General features: G+C 42.6%; 14 protein-coding genes. 5 read left to right on the top strand and 9 right to left on the bottom strand.

Annotated features, from left to right (window positions below; genetic code table 11):
* Positions 1-48: 48 nt before the first annotated feature.
* The 5 genes from F612_RS0110780 to F612_RS0110755 form a co-directional block, all read right to left on the bottom strand.
* Positions 49-1,041: an AAA family ATPase gene (locus F612_RS0110780; RefSeq protein ID WP_019557781.1), complete on the bottom strand. Its 993-nt coding sequence runs from the start codon at positions 1,039-1,041 to the stop codon at positions 49-51.
* Between the two features lie 226 nt (positions 1,042-1,267).
* Positions 1,268-2,968 carry a formate--tetrahydrofolate ligase gene (locus F612_RS0110775; RefSeq protein ID WP_019557780.1) on the bottom strand — a complete coding sequence of 567 codons (1,701 nt, stop codon included), beginning with the start codon at positions 2,966-2,968 and terminating at the stop codon, positions 1,268-1,270.
* Between the two features lie 141 nt (positions 2,969-3,109).
* Entirely contained in the window at positions 3,110-4,309 is a 1,200-nt protein-coding gene (gene glcF, locus F612_RS0110765; RefSeq protein ID WP_019557778.1) for a glycolate oxidase subunit GlcF, read from the bottom strand.
* A 63-nt stretch (positions 4,310-4,372) separates the two neighbouring features.
* The gene (locus F612_RS12645; RefSeq protein WP_019557777.1) at positions 4,373-5,377 is read right to left on the bottom strand and encodes an FAD-binding protein; all 1,005 of its coding nucleotides are present in this window, start codon (positions 5,375-5,377) and stop codon (positions 4,373-4,375) included.
* Positions 5,377-6,813 (bottom strand): FAD-linked oxidase C-terminal domain-containing protein, encoded by a 1,437-nt coding sequence (locus tag F612_RS0110755; protein WP_019557776.1) that lies wholly within the window; start codon positions 6,811-6,813, stop codon positions 5,377-5,379. The genes F612_RS12645 and F612_RS0110755 overlap by 1 nt, the downstream gene beginning before the upstream one ends.
* A gap of 87 nt (positions 6,814-6,900) precedes the next feature.
* Here F612_RS0110755 and F612_RS0110750 point away from each other — a divergent pair, with 87 nt between their 5' ends.
* Positions 6,901-8,016 carry a pyridoxal-phosphate-dependent aminotransferase family protein gene (locus F612_RS0110750; RefSeq protein WP_019557775.1) on the top strand — a complete coding sequence of 372 codons (1,116 nt, stop codon included), beginning with the start codon at positions 6,901-6,903 and terminating at the stop codon, positions 8,014-8,016.
* Between the two features lie 293 nt (positions 8,017-8,309).
* Here the strand turns inward: F612_RS0110750 and cmoB are convergent, their stop codons facing one another.
* Complete coding sequence (gene cmoB / locus F612_RS0110745; RefSeq protein WP_019557774.1) at positions 8,310-9,308, bottom strand: tRNA 5-methoxyuridine(34)/uridine 5-oxyacetic acid(34) synthase CmoB; 999 nt, start codon at positions 9,306-9,308, stop codon at positions 8,310-8,312.
* A gap of 109 nt (positions 9,309-9,417) precedes the next feature.
* The gene (gene cmoA / locus F612_RS0110740) at positions 9,418-10,170 is read right to left on the bottom strand and encodes a carboxy-S-adenosyl-L-methionine synthase CmoA (protein WP_019557773.1); all 753 of its coding nucleotides are present in this window, start codon (positions 10,168-10,170) and stop codon (positions 9,418-9,420) included.
* 332 nt (positions 10,171-10,502) lie between these two features.
* Here cmoA and F612_RS12640 point away from each other — a divergent pair, with 332 nt between their 5' ends.
* From F612_RS12640 to F612_RS13065, 4 genes are all read left to right on the top strand, one after another.
* Positions 10,503-13,133 (top strand): PAS domain S-box protein, encoded by a 2,631-nt coding sequence (locus F612_RS12640; RefSeq protein WP_019557772.1) that lies wholly within the window; start codon positions 10,503-10,505, stop codon positions 13,131-13,133.
* A gap of 66 nt (positions 13,134-13,199) precedes the next feature.
* Positions 13,200-13,592, top strand: coding sequence for a response regulator (locus F612_RS0110730; RefSeq protein ID WP_019557771.1), 393 nt, complete (start codon positions 13,200-13,202; stop codon positions 13,590-13,592).
* 35 nt (positions 13,593-13,627) lie between these two features.
* On the top strand, positions 13,628-15,328 hold the full coding sequence (locus F612_RS0110725) for a diguanylate cyclase (protein ID WP_019557770.1): 1,701 nt from the start codon (positions 13,628-13,630) through the stop codon (positions 15,326-15,328).
* A gap of 103 nt (positions 15,329-15,431) precedes the next feature.
* Positions 15,432-18,161 carry an EAL domain-containing protein gene (locus tag F612_RS13065; RefSeq protein ID WP_019557769.1) on the top strand — a complete coding sequence of 910 codons (2,730 nt, stop codon included), beginning with the start codon at positions 15,432-15,434 and terminating at the stop codon, positions 18,159-18,161.
* Positions 18,162-18,311: 150 nt separating this feature from the next.
* On the opposite strand, the gene F612_RS0110715 is transcribed toward F612_RS13065, so the two are convergent.
* Both F612_RS0110715 and F612_RS0110710 read right to left on the bottom strand, forming a co-directional pair.
* Positions 18,312-19,529 carry a murein transglycosylase domain-containing protein gene (locus F612_RS0110715; protein WP_019557768.1) on the bottom strand — a complete coding sequence of 406 codons (1,218 nt, stop codon included), beginning with the start codon at positions 19,527-19,529 and terminating at the stop codon, positions 18,312-18,314.
* Positions 19,530-19,532: 3 nt separating this feature from the next.
* Complete coding sequence (locus tag F612_RS0110710) at positions 19,533-20,189, bottom strand: cation transporter (RefSeq protein ID WP_019557767.1); 657 nt, start codon at positions 20,187-20,189, stop codon at positions 19,533-19,535.
* Positions 20,190-20,194: the final 5 nt, after the last annotated feature.

Below are 20,194 nucleotides of genomic sequence, written 5' to 3'. Positions count from 1 at the left end.
GATGCTAATATGTATTGATTTGTTCGCTGCAAAACTGAATATGTTCAATTAAGTCACCGGGACAAAACTAAGGATTTGATCCGTAATGTCATCCGGTGTGATGTTTTTCGCATCCGCTTCAAAATTCAGCAGGATTCTATGGCGGAATACGTCATGCACTACCGCCTGTACATCGTCCGGGCTGACAAAGTCTTTTCCTTGCAACCAAGCATGGGCACGTGCACAGCGAGAAATTGCAATGGTGGCTCGTGGACTAACACCAACTGCGATGAGTTCGGCGAGGTCCGCGCTGTAAGTTTGAGGTTGGCGTGTCGCCATCACCAGTTGCACAATATAATGCTTAATAGCATCGGCCATATGGAGTTTTAAAATGTCATCACGTGCTTGGAATAGATCCACTTGTGAAAGTGGTGGAAAACCAGTTTTGTTCATATCCCGCGCTTCACTCTCAACCAGTTCCAAAATCTGCAGTTCACTTTCTGCATTTGGATAATCCACATTTACATGCATCATAAAGCGGTCTAGCTGGGCTTCTGGTAAAGGATAGGTGCCTTCTTGTTCCAACGGGTTTTGAGTCGCCATCACCATAAAAAACTTTTCCATCGGCAGGCTTCGTTGACCGACACTCACTTGACCCTCACCCATGGCTTCAAGCAACGCGGCTTGTACCTTGGCGGGTGCACGGTTGATTTCATCTGCCAAGACCAAGTTATGGAAAATGGGCCCAGCCTGAAATTCAAATACGCCTGTTTCTGGACGATAGATGTCTGTACCGGTGATATCCGAAGGCAATAAATCTGGGGTGAACTGAATACGGTGAAAACTGCCTTCTATTAATTCAGAGAGGGTTTTTATCGCCTTGGTTTTCGCCAGGCCTGGTGGACCTTCTACCAACAGATGACCGTCCGAAAGAAGGGCAATCAATAAGCGCTGTGTTAAATGCGGTTGACCAATAATTTGAGAATTTACATAAGTTTGTAGAGACTGAAAACGTGCAGCCAGCGTTGTATTCAAAGTTTCCGACACCGTAGAACCATCCATTTACATAATCGTTAAGGTGCTGACATTATACTGAATCAAAAACAGGGTTGTATAGCGGATATGGGGCGGGATAATTGAGATTTCATTGAGAAAAAGTGGATGTTAAGTGGGTCTGTACACATTATAAACAGACTCTTATAAACCCAAAACGCACTAGCCATTAAGGTGGCTAGTGCGTTTAGAAGTTCTTAAAAGTTAATTAACGATTTTAAAAGAGGTGTTTGGCTTAGAACAAGCCCGTAATAACACCGTCATCATCAATATCGATACGTTCGGCCGTTGGCACTTTTGGTAGGCCTGGCATGGTCATCATATTGCCCGCAATGGCGACAATGAAACCGGCGCCATTCTCAAGTTTAACATCGCTGATTTCAACGATATGCCCACTGGGTGCGCCTTTGGCAGTTGGGTCTGTAGAGAAAGACATTTGCGTCTTGGCCATACAGATTGGCAAGGTGCCATAGTGTTCTTGGAGTCTGGCAATCTCATCACGTACTTTAGCGCTGGCGGTAATTTCTTTAGCACCATATAATTTAGTGGCAATGGTTTCCATCTTCTCCCACAAAGGCAGCTCATCTTCATACAGGTAATCAAAACCAGGCTCGCGGTGATCGACAATATCGAATACCGCTTCGGCGAGTTCTTCGGCACCTGCACCACCTTCTGCCCAGTGTTTCGAAATAATGCATTTAACGCCTAAGGCTTCACACTTCGCTTGCAGCAGTGCGGTTTCAGCATCTGAATCGAAAGTGAAGTGGTTAATACACACAATAGCAGGTAGGCCGTAGTTGACAGTGATGTTGTGTAGGTGGCGCTCAAGGTTAACAAAACCGCTCTCTAGCGCGCTTAGGTTCTCTTGGTTAAGGTGATCTTTTTCGATGCCACCGTGATATTTAAGTGCACGAACCGTGGCGACTAATACCACAGCAGAAGGTGCGAGTTTCGCTGAGCGACATTTGATATTTAGAAACTTCTCGGCGCCTAAATCAGCTCCAAAACCAGCTTCGGTGATGGCGTAATCAGCCAGTTTTAACGCAGTTTGCGTGGCTGTTACCGAGTTACAACCGTGAGCGATATTGGCAAAAGGGCCGCCGTGAACAATGGCAATGTTGTTTTCTAAGGTTTGTACGATATTCGGTTTAATGGCGTCTTTTAATAAAGCGGCCATAGCACCATGCGCTTTAATATCGCTGGCGTAAATAGGAGTCACTCTGTCAGCTTTATAGGCGACCACAATACGGCCTAAACGTTCTTTCAGATCCGCGCGGTTGGTCGCTAGGCATAAAATGGCCATCACTTCAGAGGCAACCACGATATCAAAACCATCTTCGCGTAAGTAACCGTTAGCAGGGCCTCCTTGTCCGACGGTGATTGAGCGCAATGCACGGTCATTCATATCCACCACACGTTTCCACTTAATACGACGTGGATCAATACCTAGGGCGTTGCCGTGGTTAATGTGATTATCAATCATTGCTGACAATAAATTGTGTGCGACGCCAATGGCATGAAAATCACCGGTAAAGTGTAGGTTGATGTCTTCCATCGGTACAACTTGCGAGTAACCGCCTCCAGCGGCGCCTCCTTTCATGCCAAAACAAGGTCCTAAAGAGGGTTCACGTAGACACATAATGGTTTTTTTACCTGCGTGTTTACCCTCTTTTTTGCCTAGACGGTTCATCGCATCGCCTAAACCTACGGTGGTGGTGGTTTTACCTTCCCCGGCAGGCGTTGGGCTAATCGCCGTGACTAGGATTAATTTACCTTGCGCCTTGTTGTGTGAAACTTGGTCAACGTATTCCAAAGACAGTTTGGCTTTGTAGTGACCGTAAGGATCTAAATGCTCCGCAGGGATTCCAAAAATTTCTTCTGCTAGACCAATAATAGGCTTCATCTTGGCTTTTTGAGCGATTTCGATATCTGACATGGGTGTTCCTCAATTCTTATAAAGCGTTAGCTTATGTTTAATTTTAATGATTCTAGAGTCGTGAGTGACGCTTGGATTTTTGGTCAAGTGCAGCAATATTCAAAACAGGAATTGGGTAAAAGACTGTTTTGATTCGATCTTCTAGAGGAGTTCTATCCAATGCTTAACCGGTGTTTTAGTGCCTTTTTGTAAATGCATTAAACAACCGATATTCGCGGTAACAATAATCGGGGTTTTGACTTCGAGTAGATTTGCCAGCTTGTTATCTCTGAGTTGTTTAGATAATTTTGGCTGAAAAATCGAATAGGTTCCAGCGGATCCACAGCATAGGTGGGCATCCTTAACGGGGTTAACGCGATAACCCAATTTACCAAGTGCCTCTTCAACCACACCTTGAAGTTTTTGACCGTGTTGCAAGGTGCAAGGTGAGTGAAAAGTTATTTTTTGGTTATCAAAATGGGTGAAAATCGACAGATCTTGTGAAAGTAAAAACTCTGAAATGTCTTTAGTATGTTCGGCAATACGCAACGCTTTGGCTGAATATTCGGCATCTTCTCTCAGCAAGTGCGGATAGTCTTTAACCATCACTCCGCAACCACTGGCATTTGAGATAATCGCTTTGACGCCTTGATCTAAGTACGGTAACCAGGCATCAATATTGGCCTTAATTTTATGCATGGCATCTTGTGTGCCTGACAGGTGATGATCAACTGCACCACAACACTGATCTTGTGGGGTTTCAATAACATTCAGGCCTAAGCGGTTTAGGACTTTAATGCTTGATTGGTTAATGTTCGGCGCTAAAGTCGGCTGAACGCAACCTGATAGCAACAGTACGCTCGATTTAAGTGCATCTTCTTGATCCTTGAGGGATTGCTGCAGTGCTAACTCGTCAACGGTGAATTGAATGGCTTTAGAGTGTTTTAAGAATGGCATTAAGCGGATGGTTAAATTAAAGAACCAGGGGGTTGTTAAGCTTTTACGCACCGCATAACGGCTGAGTCTTTGCAGTGGATTGCGCGGACTGAGTTCTTCTACAACTTCACGTCCAATATCCAATAAATGACCGTATTCCACCCCAGAAGGGCAGGTCGTTTCACAAGAACGGCAGGTTAAACAGCGGTCTAAGTGGCCTAAGGTGTCTTTAGAGACGTCATTGCCTTCTAAAACACTTTTGATTAAATAGATTCGCCCACGTGGGGAGTCAAGTTCATCGCCTAGGATGCCGTAAGTGGGACAAGTCGAAAGGCAGAAACCACAGTGTACGCAAGAACGTAAAATCTTATCGGCTGTTTTGCCTTGCTCCGTTGCAAGTAGATCAGTAGGTAAATTTGTCTGCATAATAGTGTCTATTTATCTTTTTAAGTATTTAAAGGCTCTGTTATGGGTCATAGAGTCTGCTGTTTAAAGCTGTTTAAAAATGTGGTTCGGATCAAATACATCTCTTAAACCCAATTTTATTTTCTGCACACAAGGCGTGTCGTTATGCCTTGGGGCAAAACGTGTTTGCCATAATGTCACATAGGGGTGATTGGGTTTATTTGGGCTGGCAACCCAACGACGTGTGCCGCCCATGCCCACGGCTATGGTATTTTCAATCGCTGGGTTGGTGCTTTCAACATCAACTCGCCATAGTTTCTCACCCGATTCGAGTTCGGGTCTAAAGGGATTAAGCGTAACCCAAACACTGTTATCACACTCTCTTACGCCAACTTGATTGGTTTGCAGGGGATGTTCACCGGCCACGCGATAATAAAAACGCCCTTGGTAATAAGCTCCACCAGTCATTGGCAGTGCCGTACCTGCCATTTTATTCATTAATAAAATAGCCTCATTTTCTGGCATTTCAATGCAATAGGTTACTTCGACAGCTAGCGGAATTACTTTTAGACTCATTTCAGTAATTAAGGCCATGGAGCCTTTTGAACCCACCAGCATGCGAGAGACATCATAACCGGCGACGTTTTTAATCATTTTGCCGCCAAACCCAAGCTGACGACCTTGACCATCAATTAGTTTGGTGCCTAAAACAAAGTCTCTCAATATCCCTCTAAAGGGCTTTGAAGGACCGGTTAAGCCAACAGCATAGGTGCCGCCAATGGTCGAATTGCCATAATCAGGCGGCTCAAAGGCCAACATTTGATTGCGCTCTGCTAGCGCTGCTTGCAGTTCGGTTAAAGGGGTGCCAGCTTTGACGGTAACCACTAATTCTGCGGGTTCATACTCAATGATTCCGCTGTAGTTTGAGATATTAAGTTCCTGTACGGGCAGACCATTAAAATCTTCAATGCCTAACGGCACTTTACTTTGATTGCCAGTAATTTGGATCGTTTGTTTGTCTATATTAGCTTGTTTGATTTGCTCGGCAAACTGCTCGATAACTTGATTGGGCGTTGAAAAGGTAGACATTAAAAACGCTCCAAATGTGGATGAGGTAATTGATTATTATGCACGTGCATCTGACCGACTTCGGCACAACGATGCAAGGTTGGCACCGCTTTACCAGGGTTTAGCAGGCCTGTCTTATCAAATACGGCTTTAATGCCGTGGAAAATTTCCAGTTCGGGGGTATTGTATTGGTGACACATTGAGTTGAGTTTCTCTACACCCACGCCATGTTCGCCAGTAATGGTTCCACCGACATCAACACATAGGTTTAGAATTTCAGTACCGAATTTTTCGGTCAACTCTAACTCACCGGGTTTATTCGCATCGTAGAGAATCAAAGGGTGCAAGTTGCCGTCACCTGCATGGAAGACATTGGCGACTTTAAGTCCATAAATACCGGACATGCGATCAATCTCTTCTAATACAAACGCCAGTTTGTTACGTGGAATGGTACCATCCATACAATAATAATCCGGTGAAAAACGCCCAACGGCTGGGAAGGCATTTTTACGGCCTTGCCATAAAGCGATTCGTTCTTTTTCACTTTGCGAGACGGTGATTTTATAGGCGCCCTTTTGGGTCAGAATATCCGCCACACGTTTGGCATCGGTTTGCACTTGTGCATGGCTACCATCCACTTCGCAAAGCAATAAGGCTTCAGCATCTGTTGGATAGCCGACTTTGGCAAATTCTTCGGCGGCCATTAAAGAGAACTTATCCATCATCTCTAGACCGGCTGGGATAATGCCTTGTTCAAGCACGCTTGTCACTGCATCAGCACAATCACTGACCGAGTGAAAAGCGGCCATCACCAATTGCGCAGACTCCGGTTTGGGTAAAAGTTTGAGTTTGATTTCCACAATCACGCCCAATAGACCTTCTGATCCATTTAATAACGCTAATAGATCAATGCCATCATCTTTTTCATCAAAAACGCTCTCTTCACCATCCATATCAAGCACTTTGATAGAAAGGACATTGTGAACGGTTAGACCATATTTTAGACAGTGAACGCCACCAGAGTTTTCGGCAACATTCCCACCAATCGAACAGGCAATTTGTGAGGAAGGATCTGGTGCATAATAAAGGCCATATTTCTCTACGGCTTGACTGACAGAGATATTTCTAACCCCTGGTTGAACGACGGCAATACGCTGCAATGGATCAATTTTGATAATATCACTGAGTTTAGAAAGCCCTAAAACAATACCGTCTTTCAACGGTAAGGTGCCCCCTGCGAGTCCCGTTCCTGAGCCACGAGTGATGACAGGTACCTTATATTGTTTACAAATGCGCAATACAGCTTTAACCTGCTCTACATCATCTGGCAGCGCAACGGCAAGTGGTTTTTCTCGGTATGCGGAAAGGCCATCGCATTCGTAAGGTCGGCAAGACTCTACCGAGTCTAAAACGTTTTTAGCGGAGATGGCTTCTTTTAGTGCTTGAATAACATCCATTTTTTAACTCTTGTATATCATAGTTAACTGCCATTATAATTGAGCCAAATCAATTTTCTAGTCATATTTTAATTTAAAGGAAATCTTATGCACTCTTTTAACCCACCACTACGTACTTTAATGGGCCCAGGTCCTTCTGATATCCACCCACGTGTCTTGTCCGCTATGGCTCGCCCAACCATTGGTCACTTAGATCCAGCCTTTGTTGGCATGATGGATGAAGTAAAAGAGATGCTGAAATATGCATTTCAAACTGAAAACGCGCTCACTATGCCTATTTCTGCACCGGGTTCAGCCGGTATGGAAGCGTGTTTTGTTAACTTAGTTGAGCCAGGCGATAAAGTCATCGTATGTATCAATGGTGTATTTGGTATGCGTATGCAAGAGAACGTAGAACGTTTTGGCGGCGAAGCAATTATCGTTTCTGATGAGTGGGGCACTGCGGTCACAACGTCTAAAGTAGAAGCGGCTTGTAAAGCACATCCTGATGCTAAAATTGTTGCATTTGTTCATGCTGAAACTTCAACGGGTGCGGCATCTGATGCGAAAACAATTTGTAAAATCGCACAAGATCATGGCTGTTTAACGATTGTTGATGCCGTGACCTCTCTTGGTGGCATTGAGTTACGTGTAGATGAATGGGGCATTGATGCCATTTATTCTGGTACTCAGAAATGTATGTCATGTGTACCAGGTCTTTCACCTATTAGTTTTAATGAGCGCGCTTTAGACAAGGTGCGTAACCGCGCGACTAAGGTACCAAGTTGGTTCTTGGATTTAAACTTAGTGATGGGGTATTGGGGAGCAGGTGCGAAACGTGCCTATCACCACACTGCGCCAGTCAATACGTTGTATGCGCTGCATGAATCATTGGTCATGTTAACGGACGAAGGTCTAGAAAACGCATGGGCGCGTCATGCCACTAACCATCAGCAGTTAAAAACGGGTCTGGAAGCAATGGGCATTAAGTTTGTTGTTGACGAAAAAGATCGCCTGCCTCAGTTAAACACTATCTGGGTGCCAGAAGGCGTTGACGAAGCAGCTGTTCGTACTACTTTACTAAACGATTACAACCTAGAAATCGGTGCAGGTCTTGGCGCTTTAGCTGGTAAGGTTTGGCGTATTGGTTTGATGGGCGAAAGTTCTAAACGTGAAAAAGTTCTTTTCTGTTTAGCCGCCCTTAAAGAAGTGCTTGGAAAGTAAGGCTTTATAGTCCAAAGCCCTAAGTTCTAACAAAAACCCCGTCATGTTCTGTTGAGCATGGCGGGTTTTTTTATATCAGAATAAAAGTAACCCTGCGCTCACATGATTTTGTAAAGCCGCAGGACATGCCAGGCTTGGTCACTTTTAGAGTGAATGCAAAACGGGACAAAATTTAGACTCAAGGCCTAGGTATAATAAATGAGAATTTTTGCTTAAGGTCAAGGCGGTGATTGGTAAAGTGTACATCTGTACACGAGCAAATCTACAACGCTAAGATTATGAAAAATGGCCATTTATTGGGATTTTGGGGTGTTACATACCATTACCGCACGTAATGGCGCTGGGTAACCTTCAATAGTTTTATTATGGTCTTCAGGGTCTAAAAAGCTTTCTAAAGAGTTCCACTGCATCCAATCGGTGCTGCGCTGCTCTTCTATTGACGTTTGATTTTCATCGACACAACGTACATTTTCAAACCCACACCGTTTTAACCAGTGGGTCAGCTCTAACACCGAGGGTAAAAACCAAACATTCCGCATTTGCGCATAACGGTCTTCAGGGAGTAATAATTGGCCATAATCATCAGGAATGACCAGGGTTTCTAACACCAATTCGCCACCAGGAACGAGGTGTTTCTTGAGATCGTAGATATGGTCAATAGGAGAGCGACGGTGATATAAAACGCCCATTGAGAAGACGGTATCAAAAGCGCCGCCTCGCGTGGAGGTGGGGAGTTGCTCTAACGTCAGTGGTAAAAAATAGGCGGGTACGGATTCGCCAATGAAATGCTTTAAGACTAAAAACTGGCTCATAGAGAGTAGGCTTGGATCCACTCCCACGGCAAGTTCCGTGCCTTCGCCCGCCATACGCCACAGGTGGTAACCACTGCCACAACCAATATCTAATACCTTTTTGCCCGCTAAGGGCGAAAGGTGGGGGCGTACTCTGTCCCATTTCCAGTCGGAGTGCCATTCGGTATCAATGTGAATGCCGTGAATGCTAAAAGGGCCTTTGCGCCACGGCTGAAAGAGTCTAAGAGTCTCTTCCAGCAGGATTCTTTCATCAGGGGAGAGCGCTTGAGCATCACTGGCTCTAAGGACAGAATGGTTGATGTCATAAGGTACATTGCTTGGGTAGGTTTTAATGGCTTTCATCGCGGTTAACCAACGGTGCAAGTTGCCGTTGCTTTCAGGGTTGAGAGCTATATCAAGAATAGGCAGCAGGGCTTGTTGCCAAGATTCTAATTTTGTCTCCTCTAGACGTGCCCAAAATGTATCGTAGTGTTGTTTCACGTGAAACCTGCCCAGCATCTGAATTAAGTGTGGGCATTATAAGGTTTTAAGATCAGACTTTGAAGGTGCATAGAAAAGATAACCAAGCCTGGTCGGATTGCTCGAGGACTTATTTAATGGCGATGAAAGAGGAAAAATTGTAGGCTTGAAACCAAATGCCTGACGTTTTGAAACCTACTTTTTTGAAACGCTCTAAATGCGTATGTTCAGTATCACTGATTAAAACATTCTCTAAAGAACTTCGTTTTTGACTGATTTCCAACTCCGAATAGCCATTGGCACGTTTAAATTGCAGATGCATATACTCAATGCTCTCTTGCAAGGCTTTATCTTCAAAATGAATTTTTTCTGAAAGAATCAAAATTCCACCTGGATTTAGGCCTTGGTAAATTGTCGTTAGCAATTGTTCACGTTGCTCTGGATCGATAAATTGCAGAGTAAAGTTAATCACGACGACCGAAGCATTTTCGATAGGCACCTTGGTCATATCGGCACAGTGTAAGTGAACTGGAATCTCAGAGTGATAGGCATGTAAGTACTCTTGGGCCCGTTGAATCATGGCCTCCGAATTATCAATCGCAATGATTTCGCAGCTTTTACTTTCAATGCTGCGCCGCATCGTCAAGGTTGCAGCCCCCAAAGAGCAGCCCAGATCATACAGTTTAGTACTGTTTTGAGCATATTTTTTCGTAAGCTCACCAATCCCTGTAAGGATTGTTTGATATCCAGGAACAGAACGTTGAATCATATCTGGGAACACGGCCACTACAGATTCATCAAACTGGAATGCACCCACCGCTTCATGCGCTTGCGCATAAAGGGTGTCTTTTTGCTGCTGGGTTAAATGGCTCAAGGTATTCATGGATTCAGTGCTCTTGATAAAACGTACATTAAGATAAATGTTTATTTTATGGGATAACGGCTTGAATTTCGACTTTAAAAAAGCCTGTTTAAAATTAAAGACTGTTTTAAGTATTTTGTGATTATCTGAAATTGGCCTAAGCCGTTTTGGTCCAGTCGTTTAAGATTAAATTTCTGGTAGGTAGATTGATCATCTTAATAATCTTCCATAGAGCTAGATGAGATATTAACTAAGCATGAGAATGTTAAAAGTTCATGTTTGGCGATTTTGTTATAGAATAAAACTTACATATTCACTTTGTAGTCTTACCACTCACTAAGAACTCCCTATTTATGAATGATTCCATACAAACAATAAAAAATAACGAAGCACGCATGCGTGCAATTGTTGAGACTATTTTGGATGGTATTATTACCACAAGCGAACTTGGCATTATAGAGACGGTTAACCCTGCTGTTTTACGCATGTTTGGATATTCTAAAGAGGCGCTGATTAACCAATCGGCGATTTTACTGATCTCGAACAAATACCGTGTTGAATATGCAGGTTATTTACAAAGTTATCGAGATACAGGAGTGAAAAAAATCACAGGGGCTGGTACTCTTGAGTTAGAAGGGCAGCGTAAAGATGGATCAATATTTCCAATAGAATTGATCGTGACAGATATGGTGATTGATGGGGTTAAAGTATTTACTTGTGTGGTGCGTGATGTGAGCCAACGCATTGAAGCTGACCGCCAACGTAAAGACATGGAAAATCGTACCAAAGTCATTGTAGAAACAGTGGCGGATGGCATCATTACGATCAGTCAGGTTGGTCTTATGGAAACCGTCAATCCTGCTGTAACTCGGATGTTTGGTTACACTGAAGCCGAGATGGTGGGTCAAAATGTCAAGATGTTAATGCCGAATCCTTATAAAGAAGAACATGATGGTTATTTAAAACACCATCGTGAGACCGGTGAAAAGAAAGTCATTGGGATTGGTCGTGAAGTGCAGGGCCAACGACAAGACGGTACTATTTTTCCAATTGATCTCGCTGTCAATGAGATGGTGATGGGTGGTGTAAAAATGTTTGCCGGCGTGGTGCGAGATATAAGCGAACGCGTTGAAGCAGAAAACCGTCGTAAAGATGTTGAAAGCCGCAATAAAGCAATTTTAAATACGGTGGTGGATGGCATTATTACCATTGATAAGGTTGGCATCATTGAAACCGTCAATCCAGCAACGCTTAATATTTTTGGTTACACTAAAATGGAGATGGTCGGCCAGAATATTAAAATGCTGATGCCTAATCCTTATAAAGACGAACATGATGGTTATTTAAAACATCATAATGAAACGGGTGAGAAAAGAGTTATTGGCATCGGAAGAGAGGTCGAAGGTCAACGCAAAGATGGCTCGATTTTTCCGCTTGAATTAGCCGTCAATGAAATGATCATTAATGGTAAAAAACACTTTACCGGGATTGTCCGAGACATTACTGAGCGAAAACAAGCCGATAAACTTAAAGAAGAGTTTATTTCTACCGTCAGTCATGAATTAAGGACACCCTTAACCTCTATCCGAGGTTCAATTGGCCTGCTAACGGGTGGACTTGCGGGAGAATTTAGTGACAAAGCCAAGCAGTTGCTGGGCATCGCTCATAATAATACCGAACGTCTCTTAATGCTCATAAATGATATTTTAGATTTGTCTAAAATTGAATCGGGCCAGATGGATTTTAATTTTGAAGAGATCGAAGTTTTGCCATTTTTAAAAGAGGCCATCGAATCGAATCATGGGTACGCAGAGCAACATGGCGTTGAGTTTATTTTAGAGTGTAATATAAAGAGTTCTAAGCTATTGGCGGATTCAAATCGGTTGATGCAGGTCATGAATAATTTAATGTCAAACGCGGCTAAATTCGCACCCAAAGGCGATAAGATAAAAATCAGTGCGACACGTCATCATCAGCAAATACGCATCTCTGTTACAGATCATGGTCCCGGAATTCCTAAAGCATTAGAAGGCAGAATATTTGATAAGTTTACTCAGGCCGATTCCTCTGATACACGTCAAGTAGGAGGGACAGGTTTAGGGTTAAACATCAGTAAGGCGATGGTTGAAAAGCATAACGGACGAATCTCATTTGTAACAGAGTTAGGGGTGGGTAGCACCTTTTATTTTGATATTCCTGAACTGGTCACTAATCAGACCCCACAAGCACTAAGCGCGATGAATAAACATACTGCGCAACGCATACTCATTTGCGAAGATGAGCCCGACATTGGGTCCTTATTGAGGTTGATGTTGGCACAATCTGGTTTTGACTCAGATATCGCCACGACCGCTCAAGCAGCTAAAGAGTTACTGCTTAAGAATCATTATGTCGCTATGACTTTGGACATCATGTTACCGGATAAAGATGGCGTGACTCTATATAAGGAATTACGTGAAAACTCAGTGACTAAAAATGTCCCGATTATATTTGTCTCAGCTAAAGCGGATATCACCAAAAATACGCCCGAGGGAATCAGTTTTAATGGTTCGGTGAAGTGGATTAATAAACCCATTGACGAAGAGCATCTTATTAGGGCTGTGGAAGCTGTTATTGTCAAATTCAATACTCAAGCCACTAAACGAATCTTGCACGTTGAAGACGACGCAGATATTCGTAACTTGGTGAAGATGTTATTGGATGACTCATTTGAAATTACCCAGACCGCTACCTTACAAGCTGCCCGAATAGCATTAACCCGTGAAGACTATGATTTGGTCTTACTGGATATTGGCTTGCCAGATGGATCGGGTTTAGATCTGATTGAAAACATTCGTAAATTACCTTGTGCACCTCAAATAATGATTTTTTCAGCAGACGATATTAAAATTTCACAAAGCCGCATTGTGGCAGAAGCTTTGGTTAAGTCAAAAACGACCAATGACGAGTTAATCGCTACGATCAAAAAACTGGTTGGTAGTTAGTTTTCAAACGGTTCGACTGGAATGTTTTGAGCCAAGATTAAACCTTAAAAATGAAAGGATACTACTATGTCAGCATCAAGCCTTACAAAAATTTTATACGCTGAAGATGAACCCGATATTCAGTCAATTGCTCAAATGGCGTTGGAGATGATGGGAGGCTATACCCTTAAAGTTTGTAATAACGGACAAGAAGCCCTGGAAGCCGCAGAAGCTTTCGCTCCCGATTTAATTTTACTCGACGTCATGATGCCTTCTATGGACGGGCCAACGGCCTTGCAAGAAATGCGGGCAATTCCAGCTTTGGCGAACGTGCCAGTTATTTTTATGACCGCTAAGGTACAGAATCAGGAAGTTGAAGGATATAAAGCAATGGGGGCTATTGATGTCATTGCCAAACCGTTCGACCCAATGACCCTTTCCGAAACCATTCAAACCCTATGGGAGCGGGCGGTTGGTTAAACCGTCGAAAACTAATGACTATTGAGAGACCAACTATGCCAAATGATCCTTCTAACACTGTGCCAAACATGCCTGATAAAAATGATGCTAAGGCTCTGTTTCAAGCAAAATTGAATGCCATGCAGGAGACTTTCAAAGTCGGCTTGCCTGCACGTCTTATCGAGATCCAGCAAATTTGGGATGATGTACAAACCGGAGCTGACGCAAGTGAAAGTTTAGTCATTTTGCACCGTTTAGTGCATACGTTAACAGGGTCAGCAGGTACGTTTGGATACCAACAGTTAAGTCATGATTCACGTGCGTTAGAGATTTTATTAAAGGGTCTGATTGGCCATGAAGGTGCCAATTTTGATGAGAGTAGCCGACAGATTCAAGAGATGATTTATAGCCTAGTCGAAGTCGCAAGAAGCGGAGCCGAAAGTGCTTTAAGCCAACAGTTGGTTAGCAAATTAGATATAACGGAAAGTAAGAATCATATTCTAATCTTAGAAGACGATAAAGAGTTGAATCAGTTGCTAACGCTACAGTTGCATCACTTTGGTTATGAGGTAGCTTCAGTTGAGACGTTAGAGGATTTAACGACATCAATTGAATCATTTCATCCAGACCTTATTTTAGCGGATATTACCTTTCCCGAAGGTGATTTCGCGGGTATACAAGCAGTAAAGAGCGTTTTGGAAAAGCGGACTAATGTCTCTGATGATCTGCCTGTTGTTTTTATTTCGGCACGTCAGGACATAGAAGCACGCTTACAAGCCGTGCGCGCTAAAGGCCAAGCTTATTTTCCAAAACCGATTAATATTTCTGCGTTATTGAACCAAATACGAGAGATGACGAATCGCTTTGAAAGCGAGCCTTATCAAGTCGTAGTCATCGATGATGATCCCGCATTGGTGAGTTTGATTACCTTTATATTGGAAGACTATGGTATGCATGTTGCCACTGTTACCGACCCTAAATTGGCGTTAGATGTCATCAACCGGCATAAACCAGACTTGATCTTGATGGATGTTCACATGCCTTGGTGTAGTGGCATTGAGTTGGCACAGGTGATACGTCAACATAATAATTTGTCAAGAATTCCAATTATCTTTTTGTCATCAGAAATGGATGAAGAAGTTCAATTTCAGGCCGTTTTAAAAGGGGGGGATGATTTTTTAAGTAAGCCGATTGATGTCAATAAATTACCAAAATTTATTCAATCCAGGGCACAGCGAGCACGCAGTCTAAGCTCATTGATGATTCGGGATGGTTTAACAGGGCTGTTTAATCACACTTATATTAAGGATGCAGTTGAGACGGAAATGAATCGTTCAGAGCGCACGGGCAATGAATTTAGTGTGGTCATGCTGGATGTAGATTTTTTCAAAAAGGTCAATGATACCTATGGCCACACTATCGGCGATCAGGTGCTAAGAGGCCTATCGCATTTCTTAGTACAGCACTTGAGAAAAACCGACAAGGTAGGGCGATATGGTGGTGAAGAATTTATGGTCGTCTTACCTGATACGTCTCTTGAAGATGCGGTGTCAGTCATAAGGGCCATTTTGGAAAATTTTGGCGAAGTGGTTCATCATGCTGCAGAAAAGGATTTTCATGTGACGTTTAGTGCTGGCGTTATTTCAAGTCGCGTGACTCAGGAGGTGGCTATGATGCTGGAAAGCGTAGATAAAGGGTTATATAAAGCTAAGCATAATGGTCGAAATCAAGTGACAGCCATTGAGCATGTTTTATAATCATTTATAGGTAATACTGAGTATTTTAATTAATTAATAAAATTACGTAATCAATAAGTATATAATGGCACCTGTTTTGTTTTAATATTACTCAGGAAATTACGTGCTCAGCAGAAACCATTACATACAACGCCTGTTGTTCTCTCTGCTACTCTTTATGGTCGTTCTTCTGACGACCAAGCTGTACCTCGATCGCGATTCTGAAAATCACCTCTCGCAAACGTATTCGAAACGTGCACTTGAAACGCAACTTAGTGTGCAATCATTGATTGATCTTAAACAAGAAAAAGCCGCTTTGATCGCCATATCACTCGCACAGAATCATGTGTTACTAGCCTCACTTTTAGATAAAACGACTAATCAACTTTCATTTAAGTCTTTGTTGCAATCTTTGTCCAATAAGGCGGATTTAAAAAACATTAGAATTCAGGTCACCGATAAATCAGGAAAATCTTTTTATCGTAGTTGGACCACGGACTCGATGGATTCAATGTTCGTTAATCGCACAGACTTGCAGGCACTGTTTGCAGAACCAAAAATGATGCAATCTATTCATGCTGATGAATTTGGTTTAAGCCTTAATACGCTCGTTCCTGTCTATTCTGAAGGTGAGTTGATTGGAGTATTAGAAGTGATTACAGACTTTAAATCAATTGTAGACAACCTTAGAGCACGTGGCATCTCTCCCATTTTGCTCGTCAGTGATGCACTGCAAAAAGATTCAACAAGTGATTTTAGAGCTTCTTTTGCAGGCAAGAATAATCTGATTAATTTAAGCACTATGTCTAATTATCCAAACGTCATTCAAGCCAAAAATTTAATCAAAGTACTGAACACGCAGGGGTATGCTATTGACAAGGAAACCCAGGAGTTTGTTACGTTGTCTGTCTTACCAGAATCGTCTGGAGAGTCGATGGGCAAACTGCTTTTGTTTAAAGCTTTAGAGGAGAGCCATAACGAAGGACTCTCTTCCCATTTAATTCTAACTTATTTGGTCGCTTTGTATTTATTACTGATTTTATTGTACATTGGTTGGATTTATAAACGAGAGTCCAAAAGGATGACTTCCTATGAGGACCCGCTCGAGATTGAAACCTCTCAACAAATTAAAGCCGTACAGCAACAAAAAGATTTTTTACAAACGATCATTGATGGTCTAAGTGATACCGTTATGGTCTTTGATAAAAGCCATAACGTTGCTTTAATGAATACCGCAGCTAAAACTCAGAAAGTCTCATTTTTAGACAAACAATGGACAGTCGCTAATCCACTAACCGCATTCAGGAGTCAATCTACCTCTAACCTCATTAGTGATATTCAGTACCATCTTTTGTCAGATTGTTTAGCTTCTGGTAAGAAGGAGATTATGGTTCAGCGCAATATTGATGAACAAGGTGTTTCACACTATTTTGAATTAATTGCGATGCCTCTGAAAAATTTGAGTGGCGTGGTTGAGCATGTCATTGAATTGGGACATGATATAACACCCTATGTTGAAGCCAAGCAGCAGTTAGAGCTTCAAAAAACGGAACTTGATTTTTTGGCCTATCATGATTCTTTGACCAATCTGCCAAACCGTACCTTATTTTTGGATCGTTTAGACCAAAGTATTCAGCGTGCTGCACGCCAAAAAACGGAAGTAGCGTTGCTGTTTATTGACTTGGATCGGTTTAAGATGGTGAATGATACCTTTGGCCATAAAGCGGGCGATGCGGTTTTGATTGAGTGCGCGAAGCGTTTAGAGCACAGTGTTCGTGAGACCGATACGGTGTCCAGATTAGGCGGAGATGAGTTTACCGTGATTATGGACGGTTTTGTTTCAGAAACGGACTTGATTACGGTTGCGAGTAGTTTAATTAAAGCGTTAGCCGACCCCATTACCGTTAAAGATCATCAATTTTATCTGACCGCCAGTGTCGGTATTAGCGTTTATCCAAATGATGGAATGGACAAGCATGAATTGCTAAAAAATGCAGACACAGCGATGTACCGTGCTAAGGATCTTGGTAAGAACAGCTATCAATTTTATACTAAAGCGATGACGGAAGAAGCGGTCGAAAGATCAATAATGGAGAGTAATCTACGTCAAGCAACTCGCAATCAAGACTTTACGATGGCATATCAACCGCAGTACGATATTATGACGAATGAAGTCACAGGATTTGAAGCGCTGATTCGTTGGAAGCATGCTAAATTGGGTGATATTCAACCTAATGATTTTATACCGATCGCTGAAGAGACTGGATTGATTATCCCCATTGGAAAATTAGTGTTAGAGATGGCTACAGCCACCATTTCCGAGTGGCACAGAAAAGACTTAACCTCTCAGAGAATGGCCATTAATGTTTCTCCAAGGCAGTTTATTGATAAAGACTTTTTGGAAACCGTTAAGAGCGCATTGCAACGGACGCAGTGCTCTCCTAAATGGTTAGAGTTAGAGATTACTGAAAGCTCAGTGATGGACAATGAAGACTATGCCGTTAAGGTGCTTAATCAGCTCAAAAATATGGGTATTACAGTATCCATCGATGATTTTGGCACAGGCTACTCATCACTTTCTAAACTTAAAAAACTGCCCATTGATAAATTAAAAATAGACCAATCTTTTATGACAACATTGCTTGAAAATGACGAAAATGCAGCCATTGCAAAAGCCATTATTGCGATGAGCAAGAGTTTGAATATCGATCTCTTAGCGGAAGGGGTTGAGTTGATAGAGCAATCACAATTCTTGCAGAAAGAGGGCTGTCATAAAGTGCAAGGTTTCTTGTTCAGTAAGCCAAAACCTAAAGGCGATATTGAGAGGCTGTTACGGCATCTGCGAGTGACTTAATATCCACGTAGAGTGTGTTTACCTTGGCGAGACTGAAGTCATGAAGCGTAAATTATTTACCCGTATTTCACGGCTTAAGATTTGAATTTGACCAGGCCTGGGTCAGGTTCTTTTTTAAAGCACCCTGAGACCTGAAATCAGCCTATCCTTTTAAACCCCTTGGTATTTACGCTTATTTTCAGTCACCTTAACCACGTATCGACGTGCTTCCGCATACGCTAAGTGTTGAGTCAGATACTGATAAACGTATTGAGGATGCATCGAATTAATTTTTCGAATTGCATGCTCTTTATTGACAGAAAAGGCTTTTAAAACATTTCCCGCCCCTGTGTTATAGGCCGCAATCACGCAATATTCCCGAGACTTAAAATGGTGGATTCCACTGAGATAACGGTTGGATAAAATAGACAAATAGGCTACGCCATACTCAATATTGTGCGAAGGGGTAAAAAGGGTTTGTTTACTGGGTGTGCCGGGTCGATTATGTATCAGTTGATACGCGTCTCTGCCGGCCGTAGTCGGTACAATTTGCATGAGTCCATACGCGGGAGCAGAACTGATTGCAAACGGGTTAAAGGCACTTTCCGTCTCGATAATGCCATAAACGAGAGCGGGTTCCACTGCAAACCGTTTAGCTTGTCGAAGGACATCCATTTGGTAGCGATGCTGTTGCTGACCTTGGTAATCTTTACGCATATCAAAAGTAACATAATGTCTTACTTTGCTCTGACCATGTAGGACTGCTCTACGGGTTTTATAACCCTTTTTAATTAAGTAGTCTGCAAAACGCTTAGCACGCCATGCATAGCGTATGGCTTGGTTCTGGTGATCGCGCACTAAGTCCACTAAAAAAGGTGTTTGCCCTGCTTGAATCGGTTTTGCGCTGAGTAAATCCACCTGAGAGGGGTCATTGGGCGTTAATAAGGTGCTCACAATGGCTTTTTTGAGTGCAGATTTTGGGTTTTTATTAATGAGCGTTTCAACTTGAATCCGCCCGGTTGTAAAGTCTATTAAAGCTCGACTTTGGTAGTGATCAGTGTACTTTACATACTCTTTAGGGCTGGCAATGCGTTTTTCACCCCAAGTCTGCACCAGTTCATCCAATAAGCTGGCAATTTGATTCCTGACTAAACCATCCACTTCGGGAATACCCAAACCTGGAACTTGTGACGCAAGCGCTTGAGATACATTGCCTTTAAAGAGTTGATGGCTGGTATTTATACTTCGACGAATTTGGGTGGCAGTACAACCCACGAGGGAAAGTCCAGCCAATGTAGATAAGCCGGCTTTGAGAAAAAATCTTCGAGAAGTGTGTGTCGGTTCAATTGGGCGACTTACTGAGTTTTCAATCAGTGGTTTTTTACGCATCTTTTAAACCTTTGTCTCATTGCAAACCGTGGCATTATCCGTACAGATTGGTGAGCTTATTTTCAACAGCTTTAGTTCATTTCTAGCATCCTTTAATATGCGGATGGCACCCCACAAAACCAAGCCAGTAATAAGTGAACCGATGATTAAATCGGGCAATCTAGAACCCAGCCACCATACCAATAAACCACTCAAAATAACGCCCAGATTCGCTAAGACGTCATTCGCCGAAAAAATCCAACTTGCGCGCATATGGACTTCGCCATTGCGATGAGAATAGATTAATTTTAAGCAGTAGGTATTAGCAATCAGTGCGATCAATCCCATCAATATCATTAATTCAGAAATGGGTTCACTGCCATACAAAGCACGTCTGAGTATATCTAAGCCAATTAATACGGCCAACATCATTTGAAAATAGCCACTGACTAAAGCTGCTTTAGCCTTAGTTTGCATGGCTTTTCCAATCGCATAAAAACCAATGGCATAGACAATGGCATCGGCCAACATATCCAAGGCATCTGCGGTTAATCCAGTTGATTGGGCGTACCAGCCTACTGTAAATTCAATGACAAATAATAGAGCGTTAATCATGAGTAAGGTCATTAATAAGCCTTTTTGAGAGGCATCCGTAATTTCAATATCACATTCACAAGCCATATTTA

Source organism: Thiomicrorhabdus arctica DSM 13458, assembly GCF_000381085.1.
GTDB lineage: Bacteria > Pseudomonadota > Gammaproteobacteria > Thiomicrospirales > Thiomicrospiraceae > Thiomicrorhabdus > Thiomicrorhabdus arctica.
This window is presented reverse-complemented; position numbering and strand designations above follow the sequence as displayed.

Excerpts from the sequence above, each read along its gene's own strand:
- F612_RS0110780 (WP_019557781.1), bottom strand. The coding sequence starts at position 1,041 with ATGGATGGTTCTACGGTGTCGGAAACTTTGAATACAACGCTGGCTGCA.
- F612_RS0110775 (WP_019557780.1), bottom strand. The coding sequence starts at position 2,968 with ATGTCAGATATCGAAATCGCTCAAAAAGCCAAGATGAAGCCTATTATT.
- glcF (WP_019557778.1), bottom strand. The coding sequence starts at position 4,309 with ATGCAGACAAATTTACCTACTGATCTACTTGCAACGGAGCAAGGCAAA.
- F612_RS12645 (WP_019557777.1), bottom strand. The coding sequence starts at position 5,377 with ATGTCTACCTTTTCAACGCCCAATCAAGTTATCGAGCAGTTTGCCGAG.
- F612_RS0110755 (WP_019557776.1), bottom strand. The coding sequence starts at position 6,813 with ATGGATGTTATTCAAGCACTAAAAGAAGCCATCTCCGCTAAAAACGTT.
- F612_RS0110750 (WP_019557775.1), top strand. The coding sequence starts at position 6,901 with ATGCACTCTTTTAACCCACCACTACGTACTTTAATGGGCCCAGGTCCT.
- cmoA (WP_019557773.1), bottom strand. The coding sequence starts at position 10,170 with ATGAATACCTTGAGCCATTTAACCCAGCAGCAAAAAGACACCCTTTAT.
- F612_RS12640 (WP_019557772.1), top strand. The coding sequence starts at position 10,503 with ATGAATGATTCCATACAAACAATAAAAAATAACGAAGCACGCATGCGT.
- F612_RS0110730 (WP_019557771.1), top strand. The coding sequence starts at position 13,200 with ATGTCAGCATCAAGCCTTACAAAAATTTTATACGCTGAAGATGAACCC.
- F612_RS0110725 (WP_019557770.1), top strand. The coding sequence starts at position 13,628 with ATGCCAAATGATCCTTCTAACACTGTGCCAAACATGCCTGATAAAAAT.
- F612_RS0110715 (WP_019557768.1), bottom strand. The coding sequence starts at position 19,529 with ATGCGTAAAAAACCACTGATTGAAAACTCAGTAAGTCGCCCAATTGAA.
- F612_RS0110710 (WP_019557767.1), bottom strand. The coding sequence starts at position 20,189 with ATGGCTTGTGAATGTGATATTGAAATTACGGATGCCTCTCAAAAAGGC.